This is a genomic window from uncultured Haliea sp. (genome assembly GCF_963973825.1).
In the GTDB taxonomy this organism is placed as follows: Bacteria; Pseudomonadota; Gammaproteobacteria; order Pseudomonadales; family Halieaceae; genus Haliea.
The window spans coordinates 281,677-297,375 of sequence record NZ_CAXBAE010000002.1 but is presented as its reverse complement, the minus strand read 5'-3'; the positions used below and the strand labels follow the sequence as shown (position 1 = coordinate 297,375).

General features: G+C 62.9%; 13 protein-coding genes. 6 read left to right on the top strand and 7 right to left on the bottom strand.

Annotated features, from left to right (window positions below; translation table 11 throughout):
• Window positions 1-4: 4 nt before the first annotated feature.
• The gene (locus tag AACZ17_RS03885) at window positions 5-1,729 is read right to left on the bottom strand and encodes a potassium/proton antiporter (protein ID WP_290739359.1); all 1,725 of its coding nucleotides are present in this window, start codon (window positions 1,727-1,729) and stop codon (window positions 5-7) included.
• Between the two features lie 182 nt (window positions 1,730-1,911).
• On the opposite strand from AACZ17_RS03885, the gene AACZ17_RS03880 reads away from it, so the two are divergent.
• From AACZ17_RS03880 to AACZ17_RS03870, 3 genes are all read left to right on the top strand, one after another.
• Window positions 1,912-4,047 carry a carboxy terminal-processing peptidase gene (locus AACZ17_RS03880; RefSeq protein WP_290739357.1) on the top strand — a complete coding sequence of 712 codons (2,136 nt, stop codon included), beginning with the start codon at window positions 1,912-1,914 and terminating at the stop codon, window positions 4,045-4,047.
• A 101-nt stretch (window positions 4,048-4,148) separates the two neighbouring features.
• A complete protein-coding gene (locus AACZ17_RS03875) occupies window positions 4,149-4,853 on the top strand; it encodes a PAS domain-containing protein (RefSeq protein WP_290739354.1) in 705 nt (234 codons plus the stop codon).
• 8 nt (window positions 4,854-4,861) lie between these two features.
• Window positions 4,862-5,455: a DUF938 domain-containing protein gene (locus AACZ17_RS03870; RefSeq protein ID WP_290739352.1), complete on the top strand. Its 594-nt coding sequence runs from the start codon at window positions 4,862-4,864 to the stop codon at window positions 5,453-5,455.
• 20 nt (window positions 5,456-5,475) lie between these two features.
• Here AACZ17_RS03870 and cysG read toward each other — a convergent pair whose 3' ends face one another.
• The 6 genes from cysG to AACZ17_RS03840 form a co-directional block, all read right to left on the bottom strand.
• Window positions 5,476-6,912: a siroheme synthase CysG gene (cysG, locus tag AACZ17_RS03865; protein ID WP_290739739.1), complete on the bottom strand. Its 1,437-nt coding sequence runs from the start codon at window positions 6,910-6,912 to the stop codon at window positions 5,476-5,478.
• 28 nt (window positions 6,913-6,940) lie between these two features.
• A complete protein-coding gene (gene serS / locus AACZ17_RS03860) occupies window positions 6,941-8,233 on the bottom strand; it encodes a serine--tRNA ligase (RefSeq protein ID WP_290739350.1) in 1,293 nt (430 codons plus the stop codon).
• Between the two features lie 33 nt (window positions 8,234-8,266).
• Window positions 8,267-8,641 carry a fluoride efflux transporter CrcB gene (gene crcB / locus AACZ17_RS03855; RefSeq protein ID WP_290739348.1) on the bottom strand — a complete coding sequence of 125 codons (375 nt, stop codon included), beginning with the start codon at window positions 8,639-8,641 and terminating at the stop codon, window positions 8,267-8,269.
• A gap of 98 nt (window positions 8,642-8,739) precedes the next feature.
• The gene (locus AACZ17_RS03850; protein ID WP_290739346.1) at window positions 8,740-10,077 is read right to left on the bottom strand and encodes a replication-associated recombination protein A; all 1,338 of its coding nucleotides are present in this window, start codon (window positions 10,075-10,077) and stop codon (window positions 8,740-8,742) included.
• 3 nt (window positions 10,078-10,080) lie between these two features.
• Entirely contained in the window at window positions 10,081-10,704 is a 624-nt protein-coding gene (lolA, locus tag AACZ17_RS03845) for an outer membrane lipoprotein chaperone LolA (protein WP_290739344.1), read from the bottom strand.
• A gap of 38 nt (window positions 10,705-10,742) precedes the next feature.
• Window positions 10,743-13,055, bottom strand: coding sequence for a DNA translocase FtsK (locus AACZ17_RS03840; protein ID WP_290739341.1), 2,313 nt, complete (start codon window positions 13,053-13,055; stop codon window positions 10,743-10,745).
• A gap of 239 nt (window positions 13,056-13,294) precedes the next feature.
• On the opposite strand from AACZ17_RS03840, the gene trxB reads away from it, so the two are divergent.
• Genes trxB through AACZ17_RS03825 form a run of 3 tightly spaced genes read left to right on the top strand, consistent with a single transcriptional unit; the run spans window position 13,295 to window position 15,682 of the window.
• Window positions 13,295-14,245: a thioredoxin-disulfide reductase gene (gene trxB / locus AACZ17_RS03835; protein ID WP_290739338.1), complete on the top strand. Its 951-nt coding sequence runs from the start codon at window positions 13,295-13,297 to the stop codon at window positions 14,243-14,245.
• A gap of 4 nt (window positions 14,246-14,249) precedes the next feature.
• Window positions 14,250-14,966 carry a leucyl/phenylalanyl-tRNA--protein transferase gene (gene aat / locus AACZ17_RS03830; protein ID WP_290739335.1) on the top strand — a complete coding sequence of 239 codons (717 nt, stop codon included), beginning with the start codon at window positions 14,250-14,252 and terminating at the stop codon, window positions 14,964-14,966.
• Window positions 14,963-15,682 carry an arginyltransferase gene (locus AACZ17_RS03825; protein WP_290739332.1) on the top strand — a complete coding sequence of 240 codons (720 nt, stop codon included), beginning with the start codon at window positions 14,963-14,965 and terminating at the stop codon, window positions 15,680-15,682. The genes aat and AACZ17_RS03825 overlap by 4 nt, the downstream gene beginning before the upstream one ends.
• Window positions 15,683-15,699: the final 17 nt, after the last annotated feature.

The window sequence follows — 15,699 nt, the reverse complement described above, 5'->3', positions numbered from 1 at the left end:
ATGACTACCCGAGTTTAAGGCCGACCACGGCAATCTGGTCGCCATCAAGTTTCTTCACGACGAACTCAACGCTACCCAGCGAGACGCGGTCCCCCACGACCGCTTTGTGATGGAACTGCCGGTTGATGAACTCGCCCACTGTGAGCGACTGCAGGGCTTCCGGTACCGCAATACCGTACATCAGGGAGATATCGGCCAGGCGTGCGCCCGGCTTGAGGACAAAGTCGCCATAAAACGCCGAGGCTTTTTCCGAGCTGCGCGCATCCACCGGCGTGAACAGGCGGGCGAGGGCCGGTGCTGCGCCGTCATTGCCGAGGACCATGACATGGTCTTCCAGCTCGACGTCTTGCTCACGAGGGTTGTCCAGTAACACTCCCTGGCGAACAATACCCACCAGCTGTGCGCCGCCAGACAGCGGCAAACGCCCTGCCCGCATCTGAATCGCAGGGCTGCCCGCCACCGCCCGGTATACCAGAACCTCTTTTTCCTGTTCGTCCGGAATCTTCAGGACCAGGTGCTCCGGATCGACAAGTACCGGCGGCACCTCAATGCCCAACCAACGGGCAATGGGCGCGATGGTCCACCCCTGGAGCACCAGCGAAACAAGCACCACGAAGAACGCCAGCTCAAAGAAAATATCCGCATGCTCCAGCCCGGCGAGGGACGGAAACAGTGCGAGGATAATCGGCACAGCGCCGCGCAGCCCGCACCAACTGATAAACACCTGCTCTCGCCAGGGGAAATGGAAGGGCAGCAATGCCAGGGCCACGGCCAGGGGGCGTGCGACAAAAATCAGCGCCAAGGCAATGCCGAGGGCGGGAAGTACCAGGGGCAGCAGGCTGCTGGGTGTGACCAGCAGACCGAGCATGAGAAACATGCCAATCTGGGCCAGCCAGGCGATGCCATCGTGGAATCGGCGAATATCCTTGGCGTGCGGCAGCGATGCGTTGCCGATCAGGATGCCCACCAGATAGATGGCCAGAAAGCCGCTCCCGCCCCACAGGTTGGCCACCCCGAACACGCTGATGCCGCCGGCCAGCGCCAGCAGCGGATACATGGATACGGGCAGAGAGAGGCGTTTCAGCAGCCGCACAAGCAGATAGCCGCCGGCAAAGCCAATGGCAAGTCCCAGCCCCATCTGCTCCGCAAAGGCCGCCAGAATGCGTACCCCGGGGTCTTCCGCCTGCAGCGAGAGCAGTTCCACCAGCGTGATCGTCAGGAAGATCGCCATGGGGTCGTTACTGCCGGACTCCACCTCCAGCGTCGCGCTGGTGCGTTCCTTGAGTTGCAAGCCCGCCGAACGCAGCAGGCCGAACACGGCTGCGGCGTCGGTGGAGCCGACGATGGCGCCGATCAATAGAGACTCCAGCCAGCTCAGCCCCAAAATGAGGTGTGTCACCAAACCGGTGATACCGGCGGTCAGCACCACACCGATCGTCGCCAGCGACAGTGCCGGCCCCAGGCTGACCCTGAAGGTGTCGCGACGCGCGCCCTGCCCCCCGTCGAAAATGATGATGGCGAGGGCGAGGCTGCCGAACAGGAAGGCCTGGTTGACGTCATTGAACTGCAGGCCGCCCAGCCCTTCTTCACCGGCGAGCATGCCCAGCACGAGGAACACCAGCAGTACCGGGGCACCCACCCGACGGGAGAGCCCGCTGGCAATGACGCACAGGAGTGCAAGCAGGGCACCCCAGAAAATCATGCTGTTGGTCAGTTCGATCGGGTTCACGCGCTCAAGGGGCCCTGGTCCGCTGGCTGCAGCCTGTATGGTACACCAGTCCGGTAGCACGGGGATGGAACACGCGCGAACCAGCGCTGTCTCACACAACATCGTGTACACCGTTACAATGGGATTGGATGCAACCCAGCGTGGGGTTACACTGCTGACTCGGTCTACAGGAGACACCAACTTTGCCTACCATACCGGCTTACAGAGCGACGCACTTCCGCACCCTCTTCCTGGGCGTTGCGGCCCTGCTGGTGGCAGCGCTGCCGGGAGTTGCGGGCGCCGCCATCGCCTACACGGACAGCCAGCGGGAAACCATCGTTGAGCTGATCGAGCAGTTGGAGGAGCGCCATTACGCCAAGCTTGTCTACGATGACAACCTGTCTTCCCTGCACCTGGACAATTACATAGAAAGCCTCGACGGGGGCAAGATGTTCTTTACCCAGGCGGATCTGGCGGACTTTGAGCGCTACCGCACGGTGATGGATGAGGACCTGCACGAGGGCAACCTGCAGATCGGCTTCGACATTTTCAACCGCTTCCAGCAGCGCTTGCAGGAGCGCCTCGGCGGCATCGTGGAAACACTCGACGAGCGCGTAGCGGCCATGGATTTCACCGTGGACGAGGCCTATGAACTGGATGGCGAGGATCGTCCCTGGGCGCGCAGCGAGGCAGAACTTGACGATCGCTGGCGTCGCCATCTCAAGAATCAGGTATTGAGCCTGCGGCTTGCGGAGAAAGAGGCCGAGGACATTGTGCCGACGCTGGAGAAGCGCTACCGCAACCAGCTCAAGCGGATTGAACAGTACAACGCCCAGGATGTGTTCCAGGTCTATGCCAACGCCCTGACGGAACTCTACGACCCGCACACCAACTACCTGTCTCCCCGTCGCTCGGAGAACTTCAATATCAATATGAGCCTGTCGCTCGAAGGGATCGGCGCAGTACTGCAGATGGAGGACGAATACACCAAGGTCGCCCGACTGGTCGCGGCTGGCCCGGCGGACAAGCAGGGAGAGCTGCAACCCTCGGACCGGATCGTGGGCGTTGCACAGGGCGAGGATGGCCCCTTTGAAGACGTAATCGGCTGGCGCCTGGACGAGGTGGTCGAGCTGATACGTGGCCCCAAAGATTCCACGGTTCGCCTGCAGGTGATCCCCGCCAAGGCGGCCTCCACGGATGCACGCAAGGAAATCACCATCGTGCGCAACCAGGTCAAACTGGAGGAGCAGTCGGCCCAGAAGAAGGTCCTTGAAGTGCCCAGCGGTGACCACACCGCAAAGATCGGTGTCATCGACATTCCCGCGTTTTATATCGACTTCGAGGCCATGCGGCGCGGTGACGATGATTACAAGAGCACCACCCGCGACGTCCACAAACTGCTGACGGAACTGGAAGCGGAAGGCGTTGACGGCATCGTGATCGACCTGCGCCATAACGGCGGTGGCTCACTGCAGGAAGCCAACGAGTTGACCGGCTTGTTTATCGAGTACGGCCCGACCGTGCAGATTCGCCACTCGTCGCGACGGGTGTGGCGTGACGGCAAGCGTGTGCGGGGCCCCTACTACGATGGTCCGCTCGTGGTCCTGATCAACCGACTGAGCGCTTCCGCCTCGGAAATCTTCGCCGGCGCGATACAGGACTATCAGCGCGGCATTATTGTTGGGGACCGCTCCTTCGGCAAGGGAACCGTGCAGACCATGGTGCCGCTCACGGAAGGGCAGCTGAAGCTCACCGAATCGAAGTTCTACCGTATCTCGGGAGACAGCACGCAGCACCGTGGAGTGGTGCCCGACGTGGTCTTTCCGTCCCTGTTCGACCCGGACGAGATAGGCGAGAGCGCACTGGACCACGCTCTCAACTGGGACCAGATCAATCCGGTCAAGCACAGGCGCTATGGTGACATCAACGCCGTTGTGCCGGAGCTGACCCGACTGTTCCGTGAACGCAGCGTCACCAACCCGGATTTCGTCTATCTTGAGGAGCAGGTTCACCTGGCTGAAGAGGCGCGCGCGGTGAAGGCATTGCCGCTCAATGAAGAAGCCCGTATCGCCATGCGTGAGGCGCAGGAGAACAAGGCCCTGGCAATTGAAAACCGGCGCCGCGCTGCGCTCGGCGAGGAACTGCTGACCTCGCTGGAAGATGAGTTTGACGAAACCGATGAGGACGCCATCGAGCCCGAGGACGATAGCGCGACAGAAGACCCGGAACACCCCGACGTGCTGCTCACCGAGGCCGGCAACATCCTTGTGGACGCGCTGCTCCTGCGCCACCAGCAGGTTGCACAGCACAGCGCGAATCGCACTGGCGACAAACAGTAGACGATGCAGCCTGCGGCGAAGCGCCGCAGGTTTTTTCACCCGCCGTCCAGGGCCGGACGGTGTGGTCCAAGCTTGCGAGAGACAGGCACTGGCGGATGACAATGGATTGGATTGAAGCCTTGGGGGATGTACTGCCGGTAACCCGCCTGGGCGACGACATGTGCGTGGTGGATATGTCGCCTGCGGCGTTGCGCATGCACGGCATGACCCTGGACGAAGTACGCGGCAAGACCCTGTCCGAACTCGCCCACCGTGAATCGATGACAAACGTGTTGCCCAGCGTCTGGCGGCGCAATACACCGCTGATCAAGGATCCGGTAGGTGGCCTGCTGGAGGATGCTGCCCGGCTGTACGGCAATGCCACGGCCTGGGTCTGGCTACTGACCCCGTCCGGCCGCATGTTCCGCGCCATTCTCAACGTGATCAAGCTGCAAACCGGGTTTCTGACGTATCTGGCCAACGTGGAGGATCCCTTCACGCGCAGCCTGGTACGCGCGGAACCCGATGGCACCATCGTCGGCTCCCTTGGCGCACGCTGGACACTGGAAACCATGCGGGTTTTTGAGGACTTCATCGCAGGGGATAGTCTGCAGGAAATCGCACGCAGCCATGCACTGACCACCAGCCGGGTGCGAGGCATCCTTGACGACCTTGCGGACCAGACTGGCTACGCAACCGCCGGTGCCCTGCGCGCGGCTATCTACCGCAATTATGCTGACGAGATGGTGCCTGCCCGACAGACGATTTTCCCCGTGGTGACGGACACCGTGCCCGGTTTCCCGCGCTACGACCGGTCTCCGGTTTAGACGCCGCCATGCCGCTGCCCTTCTCACAAGCCTGCGAAAACAACAAGGAGCCGATTCTGGCCCGTTTGCAGCAGCTCTTTGTCGATGCGGGGACGGTACTTGAGGTGGGGTCGGGGACAGGCCAGCACGCGGTGCATTTTGCCGCCGCCCTGCCCCACCTTCGCTGGCAACCGACAGATCATCCGGACAGTGTGGACAATTGTCGGGAGCGGGTGCGGGCCGCGGCGCTGCCCAACATCGCTGAACCGCTGGCACTGGATGTCGCCGAGCTCCGGTGGCCTGTGATACACGCGGACATGGCCTATTCTGCCAATACGGCGCACATCATGTGCTGGACGGAAGTCGAGTGCATGTTCCGGGGGCTGGCCAGGGTGCTGCCGGCGCAAGGCGCGTTTTGCCTGTACGGCCCCTTCAGGTATGCCGGCCGCTACAGCAGCGCCAGTAACGCCGCCTTCGATGCCAGCTTACGGGCTCGCGCCGCGCATAGCGGGCTCCGGGACCTTGATGACCTGCTGGTACTGGCCCGCGACACCGGCTTTGAGCTGGAGTCCGATACGGCAATGCCGGCGAACAATCAGCTGCTGGTATGGCGCAGACACTAGCCGCGCGATGGTAACAGGGTTCATCCCGCTGTCTGTGGTGTATCGACCCCGAACCAGGCCAGCTCTGACTGCAGGTCCACCACAGAACCGATGATAATCAGTGTGTGCGCCACGGGCCGTGATTCGGCGACGATCGCGCTGATGCTGCTCAATGTGCCCGTGATAACGCGCTGTTCGGGCAGGGTTGCCCGTTCAATGACGGCCACGGGCGTGGCGGGATCACGCCCATGCGCGACCAGCTCGCTGCAAATCACTTCCAGCCCGGCCAGCCCCATGTAGAACACCAGGGTCTCGTTGGGCGATAAAAACTCCTCCCAACGGTGCTCAAGCCGGTTGTCTTTCAGATAGCCGGCAACAAACCGTACGGATTGGGCGTGTTCACGGTGCGTCAGGGGAATGCCGGCGTAGCTCGCTGCACCGCTGGCAGCGGTAATCCCCGGTACCACCTGAAACGGGATCTGATGCCGCGCAAGCAGTTCGATCTCCTCACCGCCGCGGCCAAAGATAAAGGGATCACCACCCTTCAAACGCGCGACGCGACGGCCGTCACGGGCCAGATCCAGCAGGCGCTGGTTGATCCGGGTTTGCGGCACGCTGTGATCGGAGCGCTGTTTGCCCACATAGATGCGCTCGGCATCCCGCCGTGCCAGGTCGGTGATGGCCGGATTCACCAGCCTGTCGTAGAGCACGACGTCCGCCGACTGCAGTAAGCGCAGCGCCTTGAAGGTCATCAGGTCCGGGTCTCCCGGGCCGGCACCGATCAGGTAAACCTCCCCCTGATTCAGGCTCTTCGGGTTTCGCTGCTGTTGCGCCAGCAGTGCTGTCAGGCTGTTCTTCGCTTTTTCTGCATTCCCGGAGAGCACCTGTCCTGCGATCGGACCGTCGATGACCTGCTCCCAGAAGCGCCGCCGGTGTTCCACATCGGGAAGCGCCCGCGCCACGGTATCGCGCAAATCCCGTGCGAAAGCCGCCAGGCGACCGTAGGCCGCGGGCACCATAGCCTCTATGCGCCGCCGCAATTGCCTTGCCAGCACCGGGCTGGCGCCGTTACTGCCGATGGCAATGACCAGCGGAGACCGGTCGACTATTGCGGGGAAGATGAAGCTGCACAGCTCGGGAGAGTCGACTACGTTGACGAGAATACCCGCCGCGGTCGCGTCGGCGGAGATGACGGCGTTGAGTGTCCGGTTCGGGGTGGCCACCACCACCAGCCGCGCGCCGGCAAGCTGTTCCGCGCCCCGGTAGGGCTCTGCCAGCCAGCGGTGCTGGCGGTGCTCGCCAGCCTCATCGTGCAGCCCGAGCAGCCGCAGAAGTTCGTCGCCGGCATCCGGTGCCACGACTGTGATGCAGGCGCCAGCCGCCTGCAGCAGCCGCGCCTTGCGGGTTGCCACCTGGCCACCGCCGATCAAGACGACCGGCGCGCCTTGTAGCTTCAGGAAGAGTGGCAGCGATTCGATGGCAGGAGCCTCCCGGTCGAGTGTCGTCTCAGAGTTGGGTCAAACCGCCCATGTAGGGCTGCAGCACCGCGGGTATGCTGACACTGCCGTCGGCCTGCTGGTAGTTTTCCAGCAGCGCCACCAGGGTGCGGCCCACCGCCAGCCCGGAGCCGTTCAGTGTGTGCAGCAGCTCTGGCTTGCCGGTTTCCGGGTTGCGCCAGCGGGCCTGCATGCGGCGCGCCTGGAAGTCACCGAAACTGCTGCAGGAAGAGATCTCACGGTAGGTGTCCTGTGCCGGCAGCCACACCTCGAGATCGTAGGTGCGCTGTGCAGAAAACCCGGTGTCACCGGCGCACAGGGCCATCTTGCGGTAGGGAAGCTCCAGCAACTGCAGAACGCGCTCGGCATGACCGGTCAGCGCATCCAGCGCGTCGGGCGACTGGGCAGGTCGGACCAATTGCACCAGTTCGACCTTCTCGAACTGGTGCTGGCGAATCATGCCGCGGGTGTCACGGCCATAGCTGCCCGCTTCGCTGCGGAAGCAGGGCGTGTGACAGACGAAACGCACGCCCTCCTCGCCCAGTTCGCTATCCTCAAAGATACGGTCGCGGGCAATGTTGGTGACCGGCACTTCGGCTGTGGGTATCAGGTAATAATCCTGCTCGCCCTGCAGTTTGAACAGATCTTCCTCGAACTTCGGCAGCTGCCCGGTGCCGCGCAGGGAATCGCGATTCACAATATAGGGCACGTAGATTTCGCGATACCCGTGCTCCCCGGTGTGCAGATTGAGCATGAACTGGATCAGTGCCCGGTGCAGGCGCGCCAGGGGGCCGTACATGACGGTGAATCGGGAGCCTGTAATCTTGCCCGCGGTTTCCGCATCCAGCTGCTGCAGTGCCTCGCCGAGTGCCACGTGGTCCCTGACCGGAAAATCAAAGGTTCGAGGTTCGCCGACACGTGCCACCTCGACATTGTCCTCCTCGCGCTCGCCATCGGGCACTTCGGGTGCCAGCAGATTGGGCACGCCCAACATAAAGTCTTCCAGCTTGCCCTGTACTGACTTTGCCTGTTCGGTGAGGTCATCGAGCTGCGAGGCTATCTTGTCCAGCGTCAGGTTGACCTGGGCCTTGGCCTCCTCAACGCTCATGCCCTGCCCGACCAGTTGGCCGATGGTCTTGGATGCGCGCTTGCGCTCGGCCAGCAGTGCCTGGCTGTCCATATCGGCCTGCTTGCGCTGCGCATCGAGCGCCTCGAAAGTGGCGACGTCGAAGCCATAACCGCGCCGTCCAAGCTGCGCCGCGATCGCCTGCGGGTCTTGCCGCACCGCCTTGATATCCAGCATTGTTCTGTTCCTGTTGTCTGTTGTGCCGGGCTGCTAGAGCAAGGCCCGGGTCAGGGTAATTGCGAGGCCGGCGCCGAGAAAGCAGAACGTGACGCTGGCCAGCACATAGCCGAGTGCCTGCAGCGCCTGCCCGGACTCCCAGAGCGCAAACGCCTCCAGTGAAAACGTCGAGAAGGTGGTAAATGCCCCGAGGAAGCCCACCATAAGGAGGCCTCTCCAGTCTGGATGCAGAACCTGCTTCTCCAGCAGGGCAAATACGACACCGATGGCGCAGGAGCCAAGCAGATTGACCAGCAGTGTGCCCAGCGGAAAACCGCCCTGCCACTGTGCCTGGGTCCACTGTGAGAGCAGATAGCGCGAGACCGAGCCCGCTGCGCCCCCCAATGCAACGAAGACCAGGTACTTCATGGAATAACCCGCGAGGTGCAGTTGCCAATGCGCATTGTACTGATTTTTAGCGGTGGGGGCAGCGTCCCGGGCGCCGCCACCCGGGAACCGGGTCGCTTTCACGACTTGTTCGGATAGCGTTGCCGGCCGCTGGTCTCGTCCAGACTGCGCAGGTACTCGAGTTTTTCGGCGATCTTCTGCTCCAGACCCCGTGCGACCGGAAAGTAGTAGCGCCGGTCGCTCAGCGCCTCGGGGAAATAGCTTTCTCCCGCCGCGTAACCTCCCGCCTCGTCGTGCGCGTAGCGATAGTCGTCGCCGTGTCCCTCAGCCTTCATCAGGGCGGTCGGCGCATTGCGCAGGTGCAGCGGCACCTCCACGCTGCCCTGATTCTGAACCTCCGCAAGGGCCGCCTTGTAGGCGCTGTAGACTGCGTTGCTTTTCGGCGCGCAGGCGAGGTAGATGACCGCCTGTGCCAGCGCGAGTTCGCCCTCGGGGCTGCCCAGCCGCTCCTGTACTTGCCAGGCATCGAGGCACAGGCTGAGGGCGCGCGGGTCGGCGTTACCGATGTCCTCGCTGGCCATGCGCGCGATACGGCGTGCCAGGTACAGCGGGTCACACCCGCCATCCAGCATGCGGCACAACCAGTAAACGGCGGCGTCCGGCGCGGAACCGCGCACGGCCTTGTGCAAGGCGCTGATCTGGTCATAGAACAGGTCACCGCCCTTGTCGAAGCGTCTCAGCGAGGCCTGCAAGACTTCCTCGAGTGTGCCAGCCGTGATCCTGCGGCGACCGTGCTCCTCGCTGGCCAGGTCGGCAGCCAGTTCCAGCAGATTCAGTGCGCGGCGGGCATCGCCATCTGCCTGCTCGGCAATCTGTCGCAGGCAGTCGCTGTCCACGACCGTTGCCGGCACCAGCGCCGCCACGCCGCGCTGCAGAACCTGTTGCAGGTCGTCGGTGCCCAGGGATCGCAGCTTGTAGACTCGTGCCCGCGACAGCAGTGCGTTATTCAATTCGAAGGAAGGGTTTTCGGTGGTGGCGCCAACAAAGATCACGGTGCCGTCTTCCACGTGAGGCAGAAAGGCGTCCTGCTGGCTCTTGTTGAACCGGTGCACCTCGTCCACAAATAGCACGGTGTCGCGCCCCGCGAGACGGTGCTGGCGCGCCTGTCCGATTGCCTCGCGTATTTCGCGCACACCGGCCAGCACGGCTGAAAGCTGCAGAAAATGCGCCTCGGCAGCGCCCGCAACAATGCGTGCCAGGGTGGTCTTGCCGACCCCGGGTGGCCCCCAGAAGATCATCGAGTGGAGTTGGCGTCGTTCGATCGCCTGGCGCAGCGGCTTGCCCGGTCCGAGCAGGTGTGACTGCCCCGCGAAGCTGTCCAGCGTGTCGGGCCGCAGGCGCGCAGCCAGGGGCTGGTAACCGGCTTTGCCAGCGGCGCTGAACAGATCCTCCGCCAAGGGTTACTCTGCCTGATAGAACAGGTCTGCACCGGGCGGCGGTGCGAAGTCGAACTCGGCAGCTGTCATCGGTGTTTGCGTGTCCAGCGCACTGAAGGTGATGACCACGCGCTGGTTGAGATTGTCCAGCACTTCCATGCCGAGAATCGCATTGTCTGCCAGCGAGAGTGCCAGTTCCCGGAACCCACTGCCGCTTCCCTTGGGCACGAGAACAAAGCGCTGCTGCTCATCCCGGTGCACGCTGTAATCCCGGCGCAGCGCCTCGCTGTCGCCGCCCAGCACCTGTAGTGGCGTCATCGCCTCACTGCCCGCTACCGGGCGGCGCGTCACCGTTTCCAGGTCGCGGTCGTGGTGCCACAGGTAATCGCGGTTGGCGATAATCAACTGACTGTCGGGTGCGCGTATCTCCCAGGCAAAGTAGCCGGGCCGCAGCAGCCGGAAACGCCCTTCCGACTCGCTTACGACGTCACCGTCCGCGGCGTACTGCCGCTGCTGGAACTCGCCCTGCAGGCGCTCGATAGGCTGCAGGGCCTGCAGCAGTTCGTCGACGGCTTCCGCCCGCAGCGGCAGGGGCGCAAGAAACATGAGCAGCGTGCATAGACGCAATAGGGTCAGTGAATTGGGCACTCTGTCAGTCCTGTGCAAAGAGGGTTCATTGAGTCGGCTCACTCTGCCGGCGGCGGTGCGAGCACTTCGCGCTGCCCGTTGCTGCCCATTTCGCTGACCACTCCGGCCTGCTCCATGGTCTCGATCAGGCGCGCGGCCCGGTTGTAACCGATACGCAGCTTGCGCTGTACCGACGATATCGACGCCCGCCGACTCTGGGTTACATAGTGTACGGCCTCGTCATACAGGTTGTCGCTCTCTGGATCTTCGTCACCGTTGCTGGCCTGGAGTTCCCCTGCCGTCACCGGGGTGCTGCTACCCTCATCCAGCAGGCCCTCGATATAGCGGGGTTCACCGCGACGCTTCCAGTCCGCGACCACCCGGTGCACCTCTTCATCGGAGCAGAACGCACCGTGCACGCGTGTGGGCAGCCCGGAGCCCGGAGGCAGGTACAGCATGTCGCCGTGCCCCAACAACTGCTCCGCTCCGCCCTGGTCAAGAATGGTGCGCGAGTCGATCTTCGAAGACACCTGAAAGGCAATGCGGGTGGGAATATTGGCCTTGATCAGTCCGGTAATGACATCGACAGAGGGTCGCTGCGTGGCCAGGATCAGGTGAATGCCAGCGGCCCGCGCCTTCTGCGCAATACGGGCGATCAGCTCCTCCACTTTTTTGCCCACGATCATCATCATGTCGGCGAATTCGTCGATCACAACCACGATGGAGGGCAGGCGCTCCAGCGGCGGCGCTTCCTGCTCCTCGTCGGTGAGCGCAAGAATCGGATCGGGCTTCCACAGCGGGTCCGTGATCGGTGTGCCCTCGCGCTCTGCGTCTGCCAGCTTGCGGTTGTAGCCTGCCAGGTTGCGCACGCCCAGGTGCGCCATCAGCTTGTAGCGACGCTCCATTTCCGCCACGCACCAGCGCAGCCCGTTGGCGGCGTCCTTCATGTCGGTGATTACCGGCGTCAGCAGGTGTGGAATCCCGTCGTACACCGAGAGTTCAAGCATTTTCGGGTCGACCATGATCAAACGCACATCGGTGGGGGTGGATTTGTAGAGCAGGCTGAGGAGCATGGCGTTAACCCCCACGGACTTGCCGGACCCCGTGGTGCCCGCCACCAGCAGGTGGGGCATTTTGCCGAGATCAGCCACCACGGGTTCGCCGGAGATGTCATGGCCCAGCGCCAGGGTGAGGGGCGAGCGCGACTGGTCGAAGGCGCGTGAGGACAGCACTTCGCGGAAATTCACGATCTCCCGGTCTTCGTTGGGGATTTCGATCCCGACCACCGATTTACCGGGGATCACTTCCACCACCCGTACGCTGATAACGGCCAGTGAACGCGCCAGATCCTTGGCCAGGTTGGATATCCGCGACACCTTGATACCCGCCGCAGGCTGGATCTCAAACCGGGTGATCACCGGGCCCGGATACACCGCCACCACCTCTGCACTGATGCCGAAGTCGGCCAGCTTGAGTTCCAGCAGGCGCGACATGGCCGCCAGCGCCTCCTCGGAAAAGCCCTTGGTCGGGTCCTTGGTTTCCGCGTCGAGCAGGCCCAGTGCGGGCAATTCGCCGGTCACCGGTGCATCGAACAAGGGCTGCTGTTTTTCCTTCTCCGCGCGGTCACTTTTTTCAGGCCGCGGCTTCAGGGGCTTTATCTTTGGAGGTTTACGCTGTTTGCTGCGCTCCACATGCTCATCAATCACCGCCTTGCGCGCCTCCAGCGCCTTCTCCCGCTGGCGACGATCACGCACCTGGTCCAGCGATGCCAGGCACCAGTGACGGATGCGCTGGCCAGCGTTGAGTGTCCACCGACCAAGCCGTTCCATGAGGCGCAGCCAGCTGATATCGGTGAAAATCGTGATGCCGAACAGGAAGACAGCCAGCAGAATGAGCCGGCTGCCGATCGCACTGAAGGCCAGACGAAAGCCATCGCCGATCGCCTGCCCGAGGATTCCACCAGCCCCCTGGGGCAGGCCGGACCCACCGCCGTCGTTGAGCGCTGCCAGCGCTGTGCCGGCGATGATGACCAGCACGAGCCCCAGGGCCCGAATACCAAAGGTCACCCAGTCAAAGCGCTGGTGCCGGTGGCGCTGCAGCAGAATGACCAGAGCGCGGTAAGCCAGCAGGACGGGGAGCAGGTAGGCCGCGAAGCCGATCAGTGAGAATGCCACATCCGCCACCCAGGCGCCGGTAGGGCCACCGGCATTGAGGATGCGCGCCCCCGAACCCGTCGCCGACCAGCCCGGATCACGCGGGCTGTAGGTAACGAGTGCCAACAACACATAGAGGCAGGCCGCGCTGACGCCAATGAAGGCGCCCTCCCGCAATCGCGGGCCCAGGACGCTGTGCTGACCGGATTTCTCAGGCACGCTTGAATTTCCCCTTACTGGCGTGGAAAAGACGTTCCCCACGCGCCACATCACTCAGCAATTGTGCCCCATTTTATGATTATATTCAAAAACTTATGGAAACTATTTAGAATCCACCTCGCCTTTGCCGCGGCGTGGTCTTTACATTAACATAGCCAGCCCAGCCGCCGCCGGGCTGCGCAGCATGCGTCAGTCGCGCAACAGGCCACATTTAACACCAGCAACCGGGAAATCACCACATGAGCGACTGTCAACACCACCCCCTGATCATTCTCGGTTCCGGCCCCGCGGGCTACACGGCGGCCGTGTATGCGGCGCGCGCGAACCTGAAGCCGGTAGTGATCACCGGTATGCAACAGGGCGGGCAGCTGACCACCACCACCGAAGTGGAAAACTGGCCGGGTGGGCATGCCGAGTTGCAGGGTCCGGAGTTAATGCAGCAGATGCAGGCCCATGTTGAGCGCTTCGAAACCTCGGTGGTATTCGACCACATCGAGCGCGTGGACCTCTCCTCCCGACCGTTCCTGCTTGAGGGCAGCAGCCGCTACAGCTGCGATGCCCTGATCATAGCAACCGGGGCCTCGGCACAGTATCTGGGGCTGCCCAGCGAGGCGGCATTCATGGGCAAGGGCGTCAGTGCCTGCGCCACCTGTGATGGATTCTTCTACCGCAACCAGAAAGTCGCCGTGATCGGCGGTGGGAATACGGCGGTTGAAGAGGCTCTCTACCTGGCCAATATTGCGTCGGAGGTGGTGCTGGTCCACCGGCGCGACAGCCTGCGCGCGGAAAAGGTTCTGCAGGACCGCCTGTTCAAACGCGCGGAAGAAGGCAAGGTGCGCCTGCTCTGGAACCACACACTCGACGAAGTGCTGGGAGACACCAGCGGCGTGACGGGTATGCGGGTGAAAGCCACGGCTGACGGTGCGACCAGCGAACTGGACCTCGCCGGGGTGTTCATTGCCATTGGCCACAAGCCCAACACGGAGATGTTTCAGGGGCAACTGGACATGAAGGACGGGTACATCACGATTCGCAGTGGCACCGAGGGCAATGCGACGGCCACGTCTGTCCCCGGTGTTTTTGCGGCGGGCGATGTTGGTGATCACATCTATCGCCAGGCGATCACCTCCGCCGGATTCGGCTGCATGGCTGCGCTGGACGCCGAAAAATACCTGGACAACCTGGGTTAGGCCCATGCCGGGGATCGCCCGCCTGGCCCCCGGCGATGCGTTTCCGCCCTCCAGTCAGGCACTGACCTATCCCAATGGGCTGCTGGCAGCCGGCGGCGGACTGTCTCCCGAGCGCCTGACCGCGGCCTACCGGCGGGGTATCTTCCCCTGGTATGAGCCACCGCAACCCGTACTGTGGTGGACACCAGACCCGCGCTCGGTGCTCTACCTTGATGCCCTGCATGTGTCGCGTTCCCTGCGCAAGACCCTGCGTCAAACAACCCTGCAACTCAGTGTGGACCGGCGCTTCGCGTCGGTCATGGCGGCCTGTGCAGCGCCCCGGCGCGACAGCGAAGGCACCTGGATCAGCGATGACATGTTGCAGGCCTACCAGTCCCTGCACCGGCGGGGCATCGCACACTCGGTGGAGGTGCTCAGCGCCGGGGGCGAACTGGTCGGTGGCCTGTATGGTGTTGCGCTGGGACGCGTGTTCTTTGGTGAGTCGATGTTCTCCCGCGTACCCAGCGCATCCCGCATTGCCCTCGTGGCGCTTGTATCCTTGCTGCGCAGGGCAGACTTCAGGCTGATCGACTGCCAGGTGGAGAGCGCGCACATGAACAGAATGGGGGCACGGCTGATCAGCAGGCTGGACTTTGAAGCGGAGCTTGCCCAGAATGTTGATGAGTGTATCGACCCGTCCATCTGGGTTTTGCCGACCCATTGCGGAGACCTGCTGCCGTGACCTCATCCCTGCGGGATCTCAAGGTGTACACCACCTACCCTCATACCTGCAGCTACCTGAAAGACCAGGAAGCCACCACCCTGTTCATCGACCCGCGGCAGGAAATGGACCAGCTGCTGTACAGTCGTCTGTCACAAATGGGGTTCCGGCGCAGCGGTGACCACATCTACCGGCCACACTGTGGCCGTTGCAATGCCTGCATTCCGGCACGCATTCCAGTGCACAGCTTTGCACCCAACCGCGCCCAGCGGCGCACCTGGCGGCGCAACGCAGACCTTCGCGTGGAACTCAGCGCACATATCGGCGATGAGGCCGCCTATAACCTGTACTACCGTTACATTGAGCAGCGCCACGCCGACGGCGACATGTACCCGCCGGATCGCGACCAGTACATGTCATTCCTCAATGACGCCTGGGATTGCACACGTTACTACCGGTTCTTCGCGGAGGAACGCCTTCTGGGCATTGCCGTGGTGGATGTGTTGACCGATGGATTGTCAGCGATCTATACCTTCTTCGAGCCTGAAGAGGAGCGTCGCAGCCTGGGCAGTTACGCCATCCTCTGGCAAATCGAACAGGCGCGACGTATGGGCCTGAACTACCTGTACCTGGGCTACTGGATTCGCAACTGCAACAAGATGTCCTACAAAACCGCGTATCGCCCCCTGGAGCTGTATATCGACAGCGACTGGCGGGAAGCCGAGACCGGGGGGTAGCCCCGGCCGCGGTCGCA

Excerpts from the sequence above, each read along its gene's own strand:
- AACZ17_RS03875 (WP_290739354.1), top strand. The coding sequence starts at position 4,149 with ATGGATTGGATTGAAGCCTTGGGGGATGTACTGCCGGTAACCCGCCTG.
- AACZ17_RS03870 (WP_290739352.1), top strand. The coding sequence starts at position 4,862 with ATGCCGCTGCCCTTCTCACAAGCCTGCGAAAACAACAAGGAGCCGATT.
- serS (WP_290739350.1), bottom strand. The coding sequence starts at position 8,233 with ATGCTGGATATCAAGGCGGTGCGGCAAGACCCGCAGGCGATCGCGGCG.
- crcB (WP_290739348.1), bottom strand. The coding sequence starts at position 8,641 with ATGAAGTACCTGGTCTTCGTTGCATTGGGGGGCGCAGCGGGCTCGGTC.
- trxB (WP_290739338.1), top strand. The coding sequence starts at position 13,295 with ATGAGCGACTGTCAACACCACCCCCTGATCATTCTCGGTTCCGGCCCC.
- aat (WP_290739335.1), top strand. The coding sequence starts at position 14,250 with ATGCCGGGGATCGCCCGCCTGGCCCCCGGCGATGCGTTTCCGCCCTCC.